This window comes from Streptomyces sp. NPDC085931 (assembly GCF_044540565.1).
Classification (GTDB): domain Bacteria; phylum Actinomycetota; class Actinomycetes; order Streptomycetales; family Streptomycetaceae; genus Streptomyces.
In genome coordinates, this window is the sequence record NZ_JBITSK010000001.1 from 665759 (window position 1) to 682230 (window position 16472).

Consider the following 16472-nt stretch of genomic DNA (forward strand, 5'->3'; position numbering starts at 1 on the left):
GGCCGCCGTACGGGGTCACAGGCGCGGGTCGACCGGCTCCGACTCCAGGGCCAGCACCCCGAACACCGCCTCGTGCACCCGCCACAGCGGTTCACCCTCGGCCAGGCGGTCCAGGGCCTCCAGGCCGAGCGCGTACTCGCGGATCGCCAGGGAGCGCTTGTGGTCGAGGAAGCGGGAGCGCAGGCGGGCGAGATTCTCCGGGCGGGTGTACTCGGGCCCGTAGATGATCCGCAGGTACTCCCGGCCGCGGCACTTGATGCCGGGCTGGACCAGGCGGCCCTGGCCGTCGCGGACGACCGCGCCGACCGGCTTGACGACCATGCCCTCGCCGCCGCGGCCGGTCATCTCCAGCCACCAGTCGACGCCGGCCCGCACCGACTCGGGGTCGGCGGTGTCGACGTAGAGCCGGCGGGTGGTCTGCAGCAGGCCGCTGCCGTCGTATTCGACGAGCCGGTCGATGAGGGCGAGCTGCTCGTCGTGCGGCAGGGCGGCCAGGCTGCGGCCCTGGACGGCGAGGAGCTGGAACGGTGCCAGGCGGACGCCGTCCAGGCCGTCGGTGGTCCAGCAGTAGCGGCGGTAGGCCGCGGTGAACGCGGCGGCGTCGGCGGCGCGTTCACCGGTGCGGGCCAGCAGCCCGGACACGTCCACACCCCGCTCGGCGGCACCCCGCAGCGCGGCCAGCGCGCCGGGGAACACCGCGCCGGAGGCGGCGCCCACGGCGGCGTACTGGGAGCGCAGCAGCCCGGACGCCTTCAGGGACCAGGGCATCAGCTCGGCGTCGAGCAGCAGCCAGTCGGTCTCCAGGTCGTCCCAGAGGCCCGCCTCGCCGACGGCCGTGCGCAGCCGGCCGAGGATGCCCTCGGTGAGGGCGTCGTCGTCCAGGAACGGGCGGCCGGTGCGCGTGTAGAGGGATCCGGTGATCCCGTCCCCGACGCCGAAGCGCCTGCGGGCCGCCTCCGCGTCGCGGCACACCAGGGCCACCGCCCGCGAGCCCATGTGCTTCTCCTCGCACACGACCCGCGCGACACCGTCCCGCGCGTACTGGGCGAAGGCCTCCGCCGGGTGCTCCAGGTAGCCGTCGACGTGGCTCGTGGCCGTCGGGGCCATGGTCGGCGGCAGGTACGGCAGCAGCCGCGGATCCACCGCGAAGCGGCTCATGACCTCCAGGGCCGCGGCCGCGTTCTCCTCGCGGACCGAGACGCGCCCCTGGTACCGGGTCTCCACGACCCGCCGGCCGTGCACGTCGGCGAGGTCGAGCGGGCGGCCGTCGTGCCCGCCGGGCGCCTCGCTGCGCAGCGGCTTCAGCGGCTCGTACCAGACGCGCTCGGCCGGTACGTCGACCAGCTCGCGCTCCGGCCAGCGCAGCGCGGTGAGCTTGCCGCCGAAGACGGCGCCGGTGTCCAGGCAGATGGTGTTGTTGAGCCAGGTGGCCTCCGGGACGGGGGTGTGGCCGTAGACGACCGCCGCCCGGCCCCGGTACTCCTCCGCCCACGGGTAGCGCACCGGCAGGCCGAACTCGTCGGTCTCCCCGGTGGTGTCGCCGTACAGGGCGTGGCTGCGGACCCGGCCGGAGGTGCGGCCGTGGTACTTCTCGGGCAGGCCCGCGTGGCAGACGACGAGCCGTCCGCCGTCGAGGACGTAGTGGCTGACCAGGCCGTCGAGGAACTGCCGCACCTCGGCGACGAACTCCTCGCTCTCGCCCGCCATCTGCTCGATGGTCTCGGCGAGGCCGTGGGTGTGCTGGACGTTGCGGCCGCGCAGGTAGCGGCCGTACTTGTTCTCGTGGTTGCCGGGGACGCACAGGGCGTTGCCGGACTTCACCATGGACATCACGCGGCGCAGCACGCCGGGGCTGTCGGGGCCGCGGTCGACGAGGTCGCCGACGAAGACGGCCGTGCGGCCCTCCGGGTGGACGCCGTCGGTGTAGCCCAGCTTGCCGAGCAGGGCCTCCAGTTCGGCCGAGCAGCCGTGGATGTCGCCGATGATGTCGAACGGGCCGGTGAGGTGGGTGAGGTCGTTGAAGCGCTTCTCGGTGACGATGGTGGCGTGCTCGATCTCCTCCACCCCGCGCAGGACGTGCACCTTGCGGAAGCCCTCGCGCTCCAGGTGCCGCAGGGAGCGGCGCAGTTCGCGGGTGTGGCGCTGGACGACCCGGCGGGGCATGTCGGCGCGGTCGGCGCGGGCCGCGTTGCGCTCGGCGCACACCTCCTCGGGCACGTCGAGCACGACGGCGATGGGGAGCACGTCGTACTGCCGGGCCAGGTCGATCAGCTGGCGCCGCGCCTCGGACTGCACGCTGGTCGCGTCCACGACCGTGCGCCGGCCCGCGGCCAGGCGCTTGCCGGCGATGTAGTGCAGGACGTCGAAGGCGTCCTTGGTGGCGCTCTGGTCGTTCTCGTCGTCCGAGACCAGGCCGCGGCAGAAGTCGGAGGAGATGACCTCGGTGGGCTTGAAGTGCCTGCGGGCGAAGGTGGACTTGCCGGAGCCGGAGGCGCCGATCAGCACCACCAGGGACAGGTCGGTGACGGGCAGCACGCGCCCTCGCGTCTCGTCGGTCATGCCGCCGTCGCCTCCTTCGGGCTCGTCAGGGTGAACAGGGCCAGCTGCGTGGGCGGTCCCACCTCGGGGTCGTCGGGTCCCACGGGCTCGTACGCGACCGTGTAGCCGTGGCGTTCGGCCACCGCCTGCGCCCAGGCCCGGAACTCGGCGCGGGTCCACTCGAAGCGGTGGTCGCCGTGCCGGAGGTGTCCGGCCGGGAGGGTCTCCCAGCGCACGTTGTACTCGGCGTTCGGAGTGGTCACGAGGACCGTGCGCGGCCGGGCCGCACCGAACACCGCGTACTCCAGGGCCGGCAGCCGGGGCAGGTCGAGGTGCTCGATGACCTCGCTGAGCACGGCGGCGTCGTAGCCCTTGAGGCGGGTGTCGGTGTAGGTGAGCGCCCCCTGGAGGAGGGTGACGCGGGACGCCTGCCGCTCCCCCATGCGGTCCAGCTTCAGCCGCCGGGAGGCGATGGTGAGGGCCCGCATGGAGACGTCGACGCCGACGATCTCGGTGAACGCCAGGTCCTTGAGCAGCGCCTGCACCAACTGGCCCTGGCCGCAGCCGAGGTCGAGCACCCGGGCGGCCCCGGAGTTCCGCAGCGCGGTGACGATCGCCTCGCGGCGCCGCACGGCCAGCGGGGTGGGCTTCTCCTCGGTCTCGGTCTCCGCCTCGACGGCGTTGTCGATCGCCTCGACCTCGCTGTCGTCGGCCTCGGCGAGCCGGACCAGCTCCAGCCGCTCGGTCGCCCGGCGGGTCAGCGACCAGCGGCGCGCGAGGTAGCGGCTGGTGATCAGCTTCTGCTCCGGGTGGCCGGGCAGCCAGCCCTCGCCGGCGCGCAGCAGCTTGTCGACCTCGTCGGGGGCGACCCAGTAGTGCTTGGCGTCGTCGAGGACGGGGAGCAGGACGTAGAGGTGGCGCAGGGCCTCGGCGACGGTGAGCGTGCCGGATTCCAGGACGAGGCCGACGTAGCGCGAGTCGCCCCAGCCGGGGAACTCGGTGTCCAGCGGCACCGGTTGCGCGGTGACCGTCCAGCCGAGCGGTTCGAAGAGCTTCGCGACGAGGTCCGGGCCGCCGCGGGCGGGCAGCGCGGGCACCTCGATGCGCAGCGGCCTGGCCTGGCCGGGCAGCTCCGGGCGGGCATGGCAGACGCCCTTCATGGCGCTGGAGAAGACGTTGCTCAGCGCCACGGCGAGCAGGGAGGAGGCCGCGTAGGGGCGGTCGTTGACGTACTGGGCGAGCGCCGCGTCCGGGGCGCCGCCGCGGCCCTTGCCCTTGCCCTTCCTGACCAGGGCCACCGTGTCCACCTCCAGCAGCAGCGCCGCCGTGCAGCGCAGGGCGTCCGCCTCGGGGTAGAGGACGTGCGCCGTGCCGGAGGAGGTGGAGAACGCCTGCGCCTTGTCGGGATGCTTGTGCAGCAGGTACCCGAGGTCGGTCGCGGGGCGTTCCGGGGTGCCGGTGGTACTGATCGTCAGGAACATGCTGAGGGCCTCTCCGGCCGGGTCGGATGACTGCGGTGCCGTGCGCGCGAAAGCCCCCAGGAGGGGTGATCCTGGGGGCTCGGCAGGACGACGCCCACAGCTTCGCACACCTGTGCCCACCAGCGCCTTCGGTTATCGGGGCGGGTGGACCCGGGCCGCTACGGCAGCTGCGACCGCACCTGCGAGGAGATCAGCTCCAGGTGGTCCAGGTCGTCCAGGTCCAGGACCTGGAGGTAGATGCGGCGGGAGCCGATCTCGGCGTAACGCCCGATCTTGTCGACGACCTCGGCCGGGGAGCCGGCCAGGCCGTTGAGCTTGAGCTCGTCGACCTCCCGGCCGATCGCGGCGGCCCGGCGGGCGACCTCCTGGTCGTCCCGGCCGACGCAGACGACGAGGGCGTTGGAGTAGACCAGGTCGTCGCCCGTGCGGCCGGCCTCCTCGGCGGCGGCGCGCACCCGGCCGAACTGGCGCTCGCTGTCCTCGACGGAGGCGAAGGGCATGTTGAACTCGTCGGCGTACCGGGCGGCCAGGCGCGGGGTGCGGGTCGGGCCGTGGCCGCCGACGAGGACGGGAATCTTCGCCTGGGCCGGCTTGGGCAGCGCGGGAGAGTCCGTGAGGTCGTAGTAGGTGCCGTGGAAGTCGTAGGTCTTGCCGGCGGGCGTGGCCCACAGGCCCGTGACGATCTCCAGCTGCTCTTCCAGCCGGGCGAACTTCTCCTTGGGGAAGGGGATGCCGTAGGCCTTGTGCTCCTCCTCGAACCAGCCGGCGCCGAGGCCGAGTTCGACACGGCCGCCGGACATCTGGTCGACCTGCGCGACCTGGATGGCGAGCACGCCGGGCAGCCGGAAGGTGCCGGCGGTCATCAGTGTGCCGAGGCGGATGCGCTTGGTCTCGCGGGCGAGTCCGGCCAGGGTGATCCAGGCGTCGGTGGGGCCGGGCAGACCGTCGACGTTGCCCATGCGCAGGTAGTGGTCGGAGCGGAAGAAGGCGTCGAAGCCGAGGTCCTCGGTGGCCTTGGCGACGGCGAGCAGAGTGTCGTAGGTGGCCCCTTGCTGGGGCTCGGTGAAGATGCGGAGGTCCATACATCCATCCTGCACTCCGGGGCGCGCGACCACGCGATCGGTCCCCCGTCCCACGCCGTCCCCGGTCGGGTGAAATTACGTCAATACCGCAGGACCGGTGTGACCGGGCCAGTGACCGCCCCCGGCGGTGATCGTTGGCTCGGGCGGAGCCGGAGCCCCCGGCTTCCGCACCGGCCGGTCACCGCCGGGGCGTCACCCGCGTCGGCCTCCCCGGGGGGCCAGGGGCCGAGGAGGCCGTCATGTCCGAAGAGACCGTGCCGCAGCAGGGCGGGACGACCGGGCAGCCGAAAGGGCTGCTGCAGCAGATGGAGGAGCTGATGGCGGCGCTGAACGCGGACCTGTCGGCGTTGGACGCGGATCTTCAGGCGTCGGGGGACACGGGCCGCGAGCCGATCGAGGAGGGCCGGACCGGCTAGACGCCGGCGCGGCGGTGCCGGGGGCGGGGGGATGCCGGGCGAAGGGGGGATTCCGGGCGGAGGGGGTGGTCGAGGACGGGGACGAGGGGGGTCCCCTCAGCCCGCCTCCCGCTCCGGTAACGCCTGTTCGCGGTCGGCGAGTCTGCGGAGCATCTCCAGGACGCGGTCGCGGGACTCGTCCGCCGCGTCGATGGCCTCCATGCACTGCCAGTACGTGCCCTCGTCGGCCGCGGCGCAGGCCAGGGCGACCAGGGCGATGCCGACCTCGCCGAGGAGGCCGCCCAGGTACATCAGCGTGTGGCGGGCGTCCCCCAACTCCGTGAGCTGGCCCGCCCGCAGCTCGCCCGGGGCCAGCTCCGGCGCGTCCAGGACGCCGCAGCCCCGGCCCGCCAGCTCCGTCAACCCCAGCGCCTCCCCGCGCAGTTCGGGTGGACCGGCGACCGCGAGGCGGCTCCCTATCGCCTGCGCGAGAGCCTGCGCCTGCCACACCTCGGCCATGACCTCCTTCGCCTCGCCGCCCGCGGCCAGGGACCGCCTGCTCGTCACGATGAGCCGCACCGCGTCCATGCGCTGCCCCCGTCTTGTCCGACGCGCCCCGCGCGTCCGCCTGCCCGAACTCCCTTGTTCACTACCCAGAGTGAAGGGCCGTGAGACCAAAAGCCAGAGGAAGACGGAAATTAACGGACAACGATTCGGATTCGAGCCGCCCTTTGATTACAGAGCGTACAAGCGGACTGAGTGGCTCCACCGCCTGGCCCGCCCCCGGGTCACCGCAGCGGGAAGCGCCGTTCGTTCCGGTCGATCTTCGCGTCCAGCGCCGCCAGCGGGTCGATGCCGAGCACCTCGCACAGCTGGAGCAGATACGCGAGCACGTCGGCGACTTCGTCGGTGACGCGGTGCGCGGTGTCCGGGTCGGCCATCACACCCGCCGACTCCTCGGGCGTCAGCCACTGGAAGATCTCCACCAGTTCCGACGCCTCCACGCTGAGCGCGGCGACCAGGTTCTTCGGGGTGTGGTACTGCTGCCAGTCGCGTGCGGCGGCGAATTCGGCCAGCCGGCGTTGCAGCGTCGCCACGTCCAGGGGATCAGTCACGGTCCAGGTGTACCACCGTGACACCGTCGGTCCCGGCGGCCCAGGAGGCGTCGCTGACCGCGGCCGCCAGACGGATGTGCCCCCGCTCGCACATCCGGGCCGCCAGCTCCAGCAGTTCGCGCCGCTGCCGCGGGTCCAGTGCGCGGTCGAGCCCGTCGGCCAGGACGGTGAGCGTCTGGAGCGCGGCGGGCACCTCGCCGGCCGGGTCGACCTCCAGGACGCCGGGGCCGGTGAGCAGGACCAGGGCGAGGGCCAGGTACCGCAGTTCGCCGTCGCCGAGCCGCCCCAGGTCCGTACGCACACCGTCGCCGCGGTCGAGCGCCGCGCGGAGGGCGCCGGAAGCGTCCGTGTGGGCGAGCACGTCCGTCACCGGCCCGGCGCACCCCGCGCGCGCCGCCGCCACCAGCCGCGCGTGCCGCCGCCCGCACTCGGCGCGCGTGCGCCACAGCACCTCCGCCACGTTCCCGCAGTCGCCGAGGAGACGGCCGGGGCCGGCCGGTACGGGGCCGCGCATCCGGGCGGGTTCGGGGTCGCAGGCGAAGACGGAGCGCAGGGCGACGACCATCTGCTCGGCGGCGGCCAGCACCCTGCGCTGCCCGGGGGTGCGGCCCGCGACGCGCAGGGGCAGCAGGGCGGTGCCGAGCCGGTCGTCGGGGAGCGGGCCGCGGGTCACCGGGGTCGGTCCGGCCGTGTGCCAGGCGGCCTGGACGGCGTGCTTGCCCGGGTCGCGCAGGGCGGTCTCCAGCAGTACCAGTCCGTCGGCGGTGAGCCGTTCGCCCACGATGCGCAGTTCCGGTTCCGCCTGCACGGCGACGTCGAGCCGGACCGGACCCGCGGGGCCGTCGGCCGTGCAGCCGATGCGGAAGCCCCGGCGGTGCTGGGCGTCGGGCCGGGCCCGCTCGGGGACGCAGCGGGTGGGGTCCGGGAACGCCTCGCCGAGCGTGGCGCCGCCCCCGAGCCGGGCCAGGGCCTCGTAGGCCCGCAGCGCGCTGGACTTGCCGGAGCCGCTGGGGCCGGCCAGGAGGGTGAGCCGCCCCAGCGGGAGCACGGCCCGGCGGTGCCCGGCGAAGGCGGACAGGCGCAGCTCGGTGACGCGGGGGCGGTCGGGCTGGGCGGGGGGTGCGGCAGGGCCGGGGACCCCGGTGGTGTGCGGGGCGGGAGCGGGGGGCGATGTCATGTCCGGACGGTAGGGCTCCGCAGGAGGGACGAACCGTTTTGTCCCCCCGGGGTTCCTACGATCGGGCGACCGTGCGGTCAACCCACACCCCCCCCCGGCCGCCTCCCGCGTCATACCCCGGGCACCCCGACGCCCTCCATCAGCCCCGTCACCTCGGTCCCGGCCGGTGTCAGCAGGAACACGTTCCGGTCCACCCGGTGCATGCCGCTGGCCAGGCCGAAGACGACGCCCGTGCTGAAGTCGAGGACCCGCTTGGCGACCTCCGCCTCCGCGCCGGTGAGGTCGAGCAGCACCGGGATGCCGGCCATCAGGGTCTCCGCGACGTCACGGGCGTCGGCGAAGACGTTCACGCGCAGGACGACGAAACGGCGCCGCGCCTCGGTCTCGGCCTCGGGTATGGAGCGGTGGCCGATGGAGGAGGGCCAGGCGTCCCGGCCCCGCAGCGGCACGACCTGGGCGAGCCCCTCCCACTGTTCGTCGGTGACATCGTGGCTGTTCACCGGCATGCTCCGTCCTGGCTCGCACTGGCTGTCTGCATCGGGCAATTCTTGCGCAGAGTCACCCGTTCGGCCCAACTGCGACACGCTCCGCGACGTCAATGCACCACACAACGGTGATTCCCTGCCGTCCGAGGCCCGCCCGACGCCCGCGAGGCAGCCCCGGGCAGGACCCGCACGGCAGCCGGAACCGGCCCGAGCCACGTACATCTACACGGTCGTAGAATTCGGGAACACCGGCGCGCCGGTGCGCGTTGTTCCGGATACCGACCACACATGAGGAGCGCGTCCTTGTCCGCCAGACCGACGGACCCCCCGGGGCACAGTCCCGGACCATCCCGCCACGGCATCACTGAGCGCGGCACACGGCGGGGTGGTGTTCGATGAGTGTCGCCGAGGCCCTGCTGGGCCTGTTCGCCGTGTTCCTGCTGACCGCCGGCACCGGCTATTTCGTCGCCCAGGAGTTCGCCTACGTCTCCGCCGACCGGCTCACCCTCGCGCGTGAGGCCGAGGCCGGGGACCGCCGGGCCGCCCGTGCCCTGAAGGTGCTGGAGCGGCTGTCGTTCATGCTGTCGGGCGCGCAGCTCGGCATCACCGTCACCGGCCTTGTCGTCGGCTTCATCGCCGAGCCGTCGGTGTCCGCCCTGCTCAGGCCCGCCCTGTCCGGCTTCGGCCTGCCCGGCGCCGCCGTGAGCGGCGTCTCCGTGGTGCTCGCCTTCGTGCTGGCCACGGTGGTGCAGATGGTGCTGGGCGAGCTGGCCCCGAAGAACCTCGCCATCGCGGTGCCCGAGCGGCTGGCGAAGGCGCTGGCCCCGTCGACGCTGGCGTATCTGAGGTGCGTCGGCCCCGTCGTCCGCGTCTTCGACGGCGCGGCGAACAGACTGCTGCGCAAGGTGGGCATCGAACCGGTCGAGGAACTGCACCACGGCGCCACGCTGGAGGAGCTGGGCCATCTGATCGGCGAGTCGCACGAGCAGGGCGAGCTGCCCAAGGACACCGCCGCGCTGCTCGACCACGCGCTGGAGTTCTCCGAGCGCACCCTCGACGAGGTGATGGTGCCGCGCGCCGACGCCGTGTTCGTCCGCAAGGACGCCGGCGCCGACGAGGCGGTCGGCCTGATCGCCCGGCACGGCCACTCCAACTACCCGGTGCTCGGCGACCACCCGGACGACATCGCGGGCGTGCTGGGCGTGCGCGAGCTGATGGCGCTGCCCGCGGCCCGGCTCGCCGGCGCGCGGGCGGGCGAGGTGGCCCGGCGGCCGCTGCTGCTGCCGGACACCCTCGCGCTGCCCGACGCGGTGGCGCGGATGCGCGAGCAGGACGACGAGTTCGCGGTCGTCCTGGACGAGCACGGCGGCGTGGCCGGCCTGGTCACGTACGAGGACATCGCCGAGGAGCTGGTCGGTGACATCGCCGACGAGTCCGACCGGGTCACGCTCCTCGCCGTCGCGGTGGGCGACGGCTGGCTGGTCGACGCCGGCCGCCGGCTGGACGAGGTGGCCGAGGCGACCGGTGTCCGGCTGCCGGAGGACGACGACTACGACACCGTGGCCGGCCTGGTCGTGGACCGGCTCGGCCGCTTCCCGACGGTCGGCGACCGGGTCACGGTCGAGCTGCCCGAGGGCGGCCGCGCCGTGATCGACGTGCGCACGCTGGACCGGCACGTGGCCGACCGCGTCCGCGTCAGCGTGCTCGGGGACGCCGGGGACGCCGGGGCCACCGAGGAAGCCGAGGAGAGGGCATGAGTTTCCCCATGGCGGTCTTCGTGACCGTGCTGCTGCTGATCGGCAGCGGCTTCTTCGTCGCGGCCGAGTTCGCGCTGGTCGCCGCCAGACGGCACCGCATGGAGAAGGCGGCGGCCGAGGGGCGGCGCGGGGCCGGGGCGGCCCTGGCCGGCATGCGCGAGCTGTCGCTGATGCTGGCCGGTGCCCAGCTGGGCATCACGGTGTGCACGCTCGGCCTGGGCTCGGTGTCCAAGCCGGCCATCTCCCACGAACTCGACCCGCTGCTGCACGCGCTGGGCCTGCCCAGCGCCGTGAGCTACGGCGTCGCCTTCGCCGTGGCGATGGTCGTGGTGGTGTTCCTGCACATGGTGGTCGGCGAGATGGCCCCCAAGTCCTGGGCGATCGCCCACCCCGAGCGGTCGGCGATGCTGCTCTCCCCGCCCTTCCGGGCCGTCGTGCGGGCCGTGGGCCCGCTGATCCGGCTGCTCAACCGCTGGAGCAACGGCCTGGTCCGGCTGTGCCGGGTGGCGCCGCGCGACGAGCTGGCCTCGGTGCACAACCGGGAGCAGCTGGCGCATCTGGTGGAGGAGTCCGAGCGGCTGGGCCTGATCAGCGCGACCGACTCGGAGCTGCTGACGCGTTCGCTGACCGAGCCGGAGACGCCGGTGGCCGCGCTGCGGATCCCGGCCGCCGACATCACCTGGGTCGAGGGCGGCGCGGACATCGACGCCCTGCTGCGGGCGGCCGCGGCGCACGACCGCACCCGGCTGCTCGTCCGGGAGGACGGCGTCGTCCTCGGGTCCGTGCACGCCCGGGACGCCCTGGTCGCCCGGGCCCGCGGCCGTGCGACGACCGCGCGGGATTTGGCCCGGCCCGTGCCGGAGCTGACGGAGGCCACGACGGTCGCCGACGCGATCGAGGTGCTGCGGCGCCGCCGGTCGTCCCTGGCCGTGGTGCGTGACGACGCCGGCCGGCTGTCCGGCCTGATCACGCTGGACGACCTGCTGGCCCGGCTGATGCAGCCGGCCGCGGCGGCCTGACGGACACGAACCTCCCGCACATCTGCACACCGTGCGCCGAGCGGCGGCGGACCGCCCGGGTCCGCTCGGCCCGCACCTGCTCGACCTGCTCGACGCCGCCGCCGGCCCGACCACCCGCGTGCGCGGCACCGCCGACCCCCGGCACTGCCGCGTGCGCGGCACCGGCGACGCCCGGCGCTGGATCGAGCTGGACGCGGCGGTCACCCGCTGAGCGGGTCGTGCCCCCAGTTCATCAGGGAGTGCCGCCACCGCGTGTCCCGGACGTCCCCGGAGGGCCGCTGGGCGAGGTGGCGGCGGACGTAGCCGACGACCTTGCGCATGTGCCGGTAGTCGTCGTCCGTGAGGTCGTCCTTGCTGGCGCGCAGGATCGTCACGATCCGGCGGCCGGAGGCGTGTCCGGTGGACTCGCCGCCGTCCTGGTGCTGGCCGGCGCTGCGGGAATCGTCCGACTCCAGCCACTTCTCCAGTTCGGCCGGCGTCATGTTGACCAGCTCACGGAAGTCGTTCCAGGTCTGCTCGCGCTCCTCGCGGTCCACGCCGCCTCACTTCTTCTTCTTGAGCGCGGACGGCTTGTGCACCGCGGTCCGGTCGGACTTGTCGCTGCGCACCTCGTACTGCGGCTCCTCCGGTGAGGCGTCGACCGTGCGGCCGGACGCCTCGGTCCGCTCGGTGATCTCCCGCTCCACGGTGCCCTCGGTGCGGCTGCCGTGGCTGCTCCAGGTGACCTTGTCGCCCTTCTTCGGCTTCCCGCCCTCGCCGCGGCGCTTCGCCATGCCGGTGCTCCCTCGCGCAGAAGTGTGCTGTCCCTCCAGCGTGCGGGCTTCCCGGCCCCGGCGCAGCCCGGCGGGCGTCGGGTGGGCTCAGGGCTCCTTCCACACCAGCACGGTCAGCACGGCGCTCACGACGGTGACCGGGACGGCGGCCTGGTTCAGCAGCCGCACCCGCATGCCGCGGCCCGACGGCAGGCGCTTGGTGACGGGCAGCACCACGAAGGTGCCGCCGCCGGTCCCCGCGACCTCGTGGATGGGATGGTCGGCGCGCAGTTCCTCGCCCTGGTACTCCGACATCCGCGCCTGCACCACCGCGCCCGCCGGCAGACCGTCGATGTGCACGCTGAAGGTCCCGCTGAACCGGGCCGGGCCGCGCGCGAAGACGCTGCCGCCGGTGGCGTGGTCGCCGGTCTCGTCGGTCCACTCCTCGGCGAACTCGACCGAGTCCCAGGCGCCTGGCGCGAGTTGGTACGGCCCGGCGATACCGAGGTTGACGTACTGGGGCATGTCCTCTCCTTCCCACACGCCCGCCGGGAGGGCCAGGGCGTCGGCGACGTCACGGCGGAAGTCGGCCATGTCGAACCCGCGCGGGTCGACCTTCCAGTCGCTCCATTCCAGGTGGCCTATCGCGCTCTTGTGGCCCCAGCCGTGGGCGCGGCAGACCGCGGCCGTGGCCTTGACCATGGCCAGGTACTGCGCCGGGGGCCACGGGTCCCTGCCGTCGCCCCGGTTCTCGCATTCCCAGCCGTAGAAACGGGCATTGCCGTCGACCGCGCCGCCCGAGCCGTCGTGCTCGTGCGTCGGGGGCGGATACGTGCCGTACGACTCGCCGATGACGGCGTTCAGGACGTCACCGTCGCCGCCGCCGGCGTGGTTGGCCCGGCCGTTGCCGGTCAGGTGGACGACCCCGTCCTTGGTGATGCAGCCGGTGGCGAGCGGGCCGGGCAGGGCACTGTGCCCGTGGTAGATGAGACCGACGACGTCCGTGCCCGGTCCGGTGACGGTGTGATGGACCATCACGCCGTGCACGGGTCCCCAAGGGCCGACGTGATTGCGGTTGTTGGTGCGCCAGCCGGACACCTCGCGCACGACGCAGCCCTCGGCGCGCAACGCGGCGACGAGCCGGGCGGCGGTGAGCGGTGTGGCCATGGGTCGTTCCTCCGTTTCGGCGCGCGGGCTGGTCCCGGGGCGGTGCGTCTTGCCGTCCTGCCGTCCTGCCGTCTTGCCGTCTTGCCGTCCTGCCGTCTTGCCGTCTTGAGCGGATCGGACGGCGGAGCTGGTCTCGGTGGGGGGTGTGCGAGGGGGCGCGTCGTGCGAGCGGGCTTGCGAGGTGGTGGGGGTGGCCGGGCAGGGCGGAGCGCTCCGCCGCACGGAGCCGCGTGGACTCACCGGGCCTCACCATTCTCCCGCCGCTCACGCCGTCGCTCACCCGCCGTGCGCCCCCCTCGCGAATTCGGCGCGATTACGACGCTGCCGCCCCGAGGGGCCGGGGCGCCGCCGGGAACTCCGCGGCCGGTGCGCTGCCACCGGTTCCGGCCCCGGTCTCGTCCCCGGACGGGACACCCGCGGCCCGTGCCCGCCCTGCCCGGCCCGCTCCGCGCCCCACCGCCTGCCCCCCTCACGAAAGCCCGACCGGTGCGACCGCCGTGGCCGACCGGATGCGCCTCCCCGGCGACCGGGGGCACTGCGCGGGCTGCGCGCCGGGTTCCTCGCGGCCCTGTGCGTGCTGCTGCCGTCGGCCTGTCACGTGCTGGACCGGTGCCACGCGCCGCGGTGGACCGTCGTCGCGGCGATCGCCGCCGTCGCGGTGCCCGACTGCCAGTTCCTGACGCGCCGTCGGCTGACGGACGCGCAGGTGCTCGGCGCCCTGTCGACCGCGCAGGCCGCCGCGCACGCGGCGTACGCCCTGCCGAACACGGCCCTGGGCGCCGGGCACGCCACGCCCCCGGCGGGTGTGCTACTCGCCGGGCACCTGATCACCGCCGTCGTCGCGGCCCGGCTACTCGGCCTCACCGAGCGGCTGCTGTGACGGAGCAGACCGCTGTCCGCCGCCGTACGGGGAGTGCTGCTCTTCGCGCGAGTGGGGCGAGTCCCAGGAGTGGAAGCAGGACGTCTTCCGCGGCTACGCGGAGGAACTGGGCCTGGACATGGCCACGTTCGACGCCGCCCTGGCCGACCCCGAGGTGGCCGAACGCGGTCTCGGCGACCAGCGCGACGGCCTGGGCCTGGGCGTCCGGGGCACTCCCACGTTCCTCGTCGACGGGGAGATGATCCGCGGTCCGGGGTCCTACCGGGAGTTCAAGGCACTCATCGAGGACCGGCTGGACGGCTGACGCCCACCCGGCCGGGCCGTGTCAGGGGACGCGGAAGCCCCGGAAGGTCACCCGCTTGCGCGTGGTGAAACCGAGACGCTCGTACAGCGCGAGCGCACCGGTGTTCGCCTCGGCCACGTGCAGGAAGGGGCGCTCGCCGCGGGCCGTGACGCGCGCGGCGACCGCGGTGATCAGCCGTGCGGCGTGGCCGCGTCCGCGTGCCTCGGGGGCGGTGCAGACGGCACTGATCTCCGTCCAGCCCGGGGGCCGCAGCCGCTCCCCGGTCATCGCCACCAGCCTGCCGTGCTCCCGGATGCCGAGGTAGGTGCCGAGTTCGTGGGTGCGCTGCCGGAACGGCCCCGGCCGGGTGCGCGCGACGAGGTCGAGCATCTCGGGCACGTCGGGCGCGCCCAGTTCGACGACGGCGGCCCCCGACTCGTCCGGCTCGGGCGGGGTGTCGCCGGACCACACCAGCTGCCGGCCTTCCATGTGGAAGACGGGCTCCCAGTCCGGCGGCGGTGTGGCCGGTGCGCTGAACAGGTCGGCGAGTTCGCCCGGCCCGATCAGCTTCGCCAGGTCGTCCCAGTCCGCCGCGTCCGGGTCGGCCGGCACGGCGCAGAACGACGCCACGTCCGGCACGTAACTCACGGCCCGGCCGAACCGGCGGGCGAGCTGCGCGTGCCGGCCGCCGAGGGACTGTCCCACCGGATCGTCGAGGGCCGGAACACCGCGGTCCGTCATGCTGCTGCACCTCCACTTGTTCACCACGCACCCCGAACGATGCGCCACCGGGATCGTGTCAGGCCGGGGCGGCGAACCGGGAACCAGGTGGCCCCGGCCGCGATCAGCACGTCGAACGAAGGTCACAGCGGCACGAGCCGGAGGCGGATCGTCAGTCCCCGACCCGCGGGCCGACCGGGCTGCAGCGGATTCAGGAGCCCTTGGCCGCAGGCTCCAGGATCGCCACGCACTCCACGTGATGCGTCATCGGGAACAGATCGAACGCCCGCAGCGTCCGCACCCGGTATCCGCCCTCCCGGAAGTACCCGAGATCCCGGGCCAGCGCCGCCGGATCGCAGGCCACGTAGGCGATCCGCCGTGCGCTCAGCGAGGACAGGTGCTCCACCGTCCTGCGCCCGGCCCCGGCGCGGGGCGGGTCCAGGACGATGAGGTCGACCTCCGTGATGCCCGTGCGCGGCAGCACGCTCTCGACCTTGCCCTGCTCGATCCGCACGCGGTCGAAGTCGGCGAGGTTGTGGCGGGCGTCCTCCACCGCGCGCTTGCCCGACTCGATGCCGAGCACCGCGCCCTGGTCGCCGACCCGGTCGGCGAGGGCGCCGGCGAAGAGGCCGACGCCGCAGTAGAGGTCGAGCGCCATGTCGCCCTTGCGCGGCAGCAGGCCCTGCATGACCGCCGTCACCAGCGTGTCCGCCGCCATCGGGTGGACCTGCCAGAAGCCGCCGTTGGCGACCCGGTGGGTGCGCCCGTCCGCGCGCTCGCGCACGAACGGGCGGCCGTGGACGCGGTGCACACCGCCGGAGCGCTCGTCGACGCGCAGGACGGACACCGGGCGGTCCAGCTCGACCAGCGGCAGGCGCGCGCCCGGCTTCGGCGTGAGGATCACCTGCCGGTCCTGCGAGCCCGTCGCCGCGATCGCCTCGACGGAGTCCATGCCGGTCCAGTCGCGCTTCTCGATGCCCAGCTCGCTGACGCCCTCCGCGGCGATCATGCAGTGGTCGATCGGCTCGACCTCGTGCGAGCGGTGCCGGCGCAGACCGGCCCGGCCGTCGGCCGTGACGGCGTACTGGACGCGCGTGCGCCAGGACGGCACCTGGCCCGCGGGCACCTTGTCGCCCTCGGCGGGCACCACCGTGCCGTCCCAGCCGGCCTCCTCCGGGGTGAGCCCGGCCAGCCGCTGGAGCTGCTCGGCGATCACGTCGGCCTTGAGGCGCCGCTGCGCCCCGGGCTTGGCGTGCTGCCAGTCGCAGCCGCCGCAGCGGCCCGGGCCGGCGTACGGGCAGGGCTCGTCGATCCGGTCCTTGGAGGCGTCGAGCACACGCACCGCGTCGGCGCGCAGGAACCGCGCCCCCTCCTCGCCCTCGGTGACCCGGGCCACGACCCGCTCACCGGGCAGGGCGTGCCGGACGAACAGCACCTGGCCCTCGGACGTGCGGGCGATGCAGTGGCCGCCGTGGGCGACGGGGCCGACCTCGACCTCGTACTCCTCCCCCACCAGCGACTTCCTCGGTTCTGCCTGCATGGCGGGGTGACTCCATAACGCGTGAGGGGCAAGTGCCGTACGGGGACGGCCGGACAACAGCCCACCAGTCTACGTGGCTGC

Annotated in this window: 18 protein-coding genes; 6 read left to right on the forward strand and 12 right to left on the reverse strand. The window is 74.0% G+C overall.

All coding sequences use genetic code 11. From position 1 onward, the window contains the following. Positions 1–15 precede the first annotated feature (15 nt). From ACIGAN_RS02780 to ACIGAN_RS02790, 3 genes are all read right to left on the reverse strand, one after another. A complete protein-coding gene (locus ACIGAN_RS02780) occupies positions 16–2559 on the reverse strand; it encodes a polynucleotide kinase-phosphatase (RefSeq protein WP_399854539.1) in 2544 nt (847 codons plus the stop codon). After that, the gene (locus tag ACIGAN_RS02785) at positions 2556–4019 is read right to left on the reverse strand and encodes a 3' terminal RNA ribose 2'-O-methyltransferase Hen1 (RefSeq protein ID WP_399854540.1); all 1464 of its coding nucleotides are present in this window, start codon (positions 4017–4019) and stop codon (positions 2556–2558) included. The genes ACIGAN_RS02780 and ACIGAN_RS02785 overlap by 4 nt, the downstream gene beginning before the upstream one ends. A 158-nt stretch (positions 4020–4177) precedes the next feature. After that, a complete protein-coding gene (locus ACIGAN_RS02790) occupies positions 4178–5101 on the reverse strand; it encodes an LLM class F420-dependent oxidoreductase (protein WP_365092018.1) in 924 nt (307 codons plus the stop codon). Between the two features lie 239 nt (positions 5102–5340). On the opposite strand from ACIGAN_RS02790, the gene ACIGAN_RS02795 reads away from it, so the two are divergent. Then, positions 5341–5517 (forward strand): hypothetical protein, encoded by a 177-nt coding sequence (locus ACIGAN_RS02795; protein WP_365092021.1) that lies wholly within the window; start codon positions 5341–5343, stop codon positions 5515–5517. A 96-nt stretch (positions 5518–5613) separates the two neighbouring features. Here the strand turns inward: ACIGAN_RS02795 and ACIGAN_RS02800 are convergent, their stop codons facing one another. The 4 genes from ACIGAN_RS02800 to ACIGAN_RS02815 all read right to left on the reverse strand — a co-directional run bounded on the left by ACIGAN_RS02800 (position 5614) and on the right by ACIGAN_RS02815 (position 8294). Then, on the reverse strand, positions 5614–6084 hold the full coding sequence (locus tag ACIGAN_RS02800) for a DUF6099 family protein (protein ID WP_365092024.1): 471 nt from the start codon (positions 6082–6084) through the stop codon (positions 5614–5616). A 200-nt stretch (positions 6085–6284) separates the two neighbouring features. Further along, on the reverse strand, positions 6285–6611 hold the full coding sequence (locus tag ACIGAN_RS02805) for a nucleotide pyrophosphohydrolase (protein WP_399854541.1): 327 nt from the start codon (positions 6609–6611) through the stop codon (positions 6285–6287). Next, positions 6604–7788 (reverse strand): AAA family ATPase, encoded by a 1185-nt coding sequence (locus ACIGAN_RS02810; protein ID WP_399854542.1) that lies wholly within the window; start codon positions 7786–7788, stop codon positions 6604–6606. The genes ACIGAN_RS02805 and ACIGAN_RS02810 overlap by 8 nt, the downstream gene beginning before the upstream one ends. A 110-nt stretch (positions 7789–7898) precedes the next feature. After that, positions 7899–8294 carry a cell division protein SepF gene (locus tag ACIGAN_RS02815; protein WP_399854543.1) on the reverse strand — a complete coding sequence of 132 codons (396 nt, stop codon included), beginning with the start codon at positions 8292–8294 and terminating at the stop codon, positions 7899–7901. A gap of 374 nt (positions 8295–8668) precedes the next feature. On the opposite strand from ACIGAN_RS02815, the gene ACIGAN_RS02820 reads away from it, so the two are divergent. Genes ACIGAN_RS02820 through ACIGAN_RS02830 form a run of 3 tightly spaced genes read left to right on the forward strand, consistent with a single transcriptional unit; the run spans position 8669 to position 11260 of the window. Next, complete coding sequence (locus ACIGAN_RS02820) at positions 8669–10030, forward strand: hemolysin family protein (RefSeq protein WP_399854544.1); 1362 nt, start codon at positions 8669–8671, stop codon at positions 10028–10030. Then, complete coding sequence (locus ACIGAN_RS02825; RefSeq protein WP_399854545.1) at positions 10027–11049, forward strand: hemolysin family protein; 1023 nt, start codon at positions 10027–10029, stop codon at positions 11047–11049. The genes ACIGAN_RS02820 and ACIGAN_RS02825 overlap by 4 nt, the downstream gene beginning before the upstream one ends. A 31-nt stretch (positions 11050–11080) precedes the next feature. Next, a complete protein-coding gene (locus tag ACIGAN_RS02830) occupies positions 11081–11260 on the forward strand; it encodes a hypothetical protein (protein WP_399854546.1) in 180 nt (59 codons plus the stop codon). Here the strand turns inward: ACIGAN_RS02830 and ACIGAN_RS02835 are convergent. The 3 genes from ACIGAN_RS02835 to ACIGAN_RS02845 all read right to left on the reverse strand — a co-directional run bounded on the left by ACIGAN_RS02835 (position 11250) and on the right by ACIGAN_RS02845 (position 12968). Continuing rightward, positions 11250–11585 carry a DUF3140 domain-containing protein gene (locus ACIGAN_RS02835; protein WP_399854547.1) on the reverse strand — a complete coding sequence of 112 codons (336 nt, stop codon included), beginning with the start codon at positions 11583–11585 and terminating at the stop codon, positions 11250–11252. The two genes, ACIGAN_RS02830 and ACIGAN_RS02835, sit on opposite strands and share 11 nt — an antisense overlap. A gap of 6 nt (positions 11586–11591) precedes the next feature. After that, positions 11592–11822 carry a DUF2945 domain-containing protein gene (locus tag ACIGAN_RS02840; RefSeq protein WP_399854548.1) on the reverse strand — a complete coding sequence of 77 codons (231 nt, stop codon included), beginning with the start codon at positions 11820–11822 and terminating at the stop codon, positions 11592–11594. A gap of 87 nt (positions 11823–11909) precedes the next feature. After that, entirely contained in the window at positions 11910–12968 is a 1059-nt protein-coding gene (locus ACIGAN_RS02845; protein ID WP_399854549.1) for an N-acetylmuramoyl-L-alanine amidase, read from the reverse strand. Positions 12969–13542: 574 nt separating this feature from the next. Between ACIGAN_RS02845 and ACIGAN_RS02850 the strand changes: the two genes are divergently transcribed. Together ACIGAN_RS02850 and ACIGAN_RS02855 are read left to right on the forward strand one after the other, a co-directional pair. Beyond that, on the forward strand, positions 13543–13848 hold the full coding sequence (locus tag ACIGAN_RS02850; protein WP_399854550.1) for a hypothetical protein: 306 nt from the start codon (positions 13543–13545) through the stop codon (positions 13846–13848). 112 nt (positions 13849–13960) lie between these two features. Beyond that, complete coding sequence (locus ACIGAN_RS02855; RefSeq protein WP_399854630.1) at positions 13961–14152, forward strand: DsbA family protein; 192 nt, start codon at positions 13961–13963, stop codon at positions 14150–14152. Between the two features lie 21 nt (positions 14153–14173). Here ACIGAN_RS02855 and ACIGAN_RS02860 read toward each other — a convergent pair whose 3' ends face one another. Both ACIGAN_RS02860 and ACIGAN_RS02865 read right to left on the reverse strand, forming a co-directional pair. Beyond that, positions 14174–14872, reverse strand: coding sequence for a GNAT family N-acetyltransferase (locus tag ACIGAN_RS02860; RefSeq protein WP_399854551.1), 699 nt, complete (start codon positions 14870–14872; stop codon positions 14174–14176). 190 nt (positions 14873–15062) lie between these two features. Continuing rightward, positions 15063–16391, reverse strand: coding sequence for a class I SAM-dependent RNA methyltransferase (locus ACIGAN_RS02865; RefSeq protein WP_365743406.1), 1329 nt, complete (start codon positions 16389–16391; stop codon positions 15063–15065). Between the last annotated feature and the right edge of the window lie 81 nt (positions 16392–16472).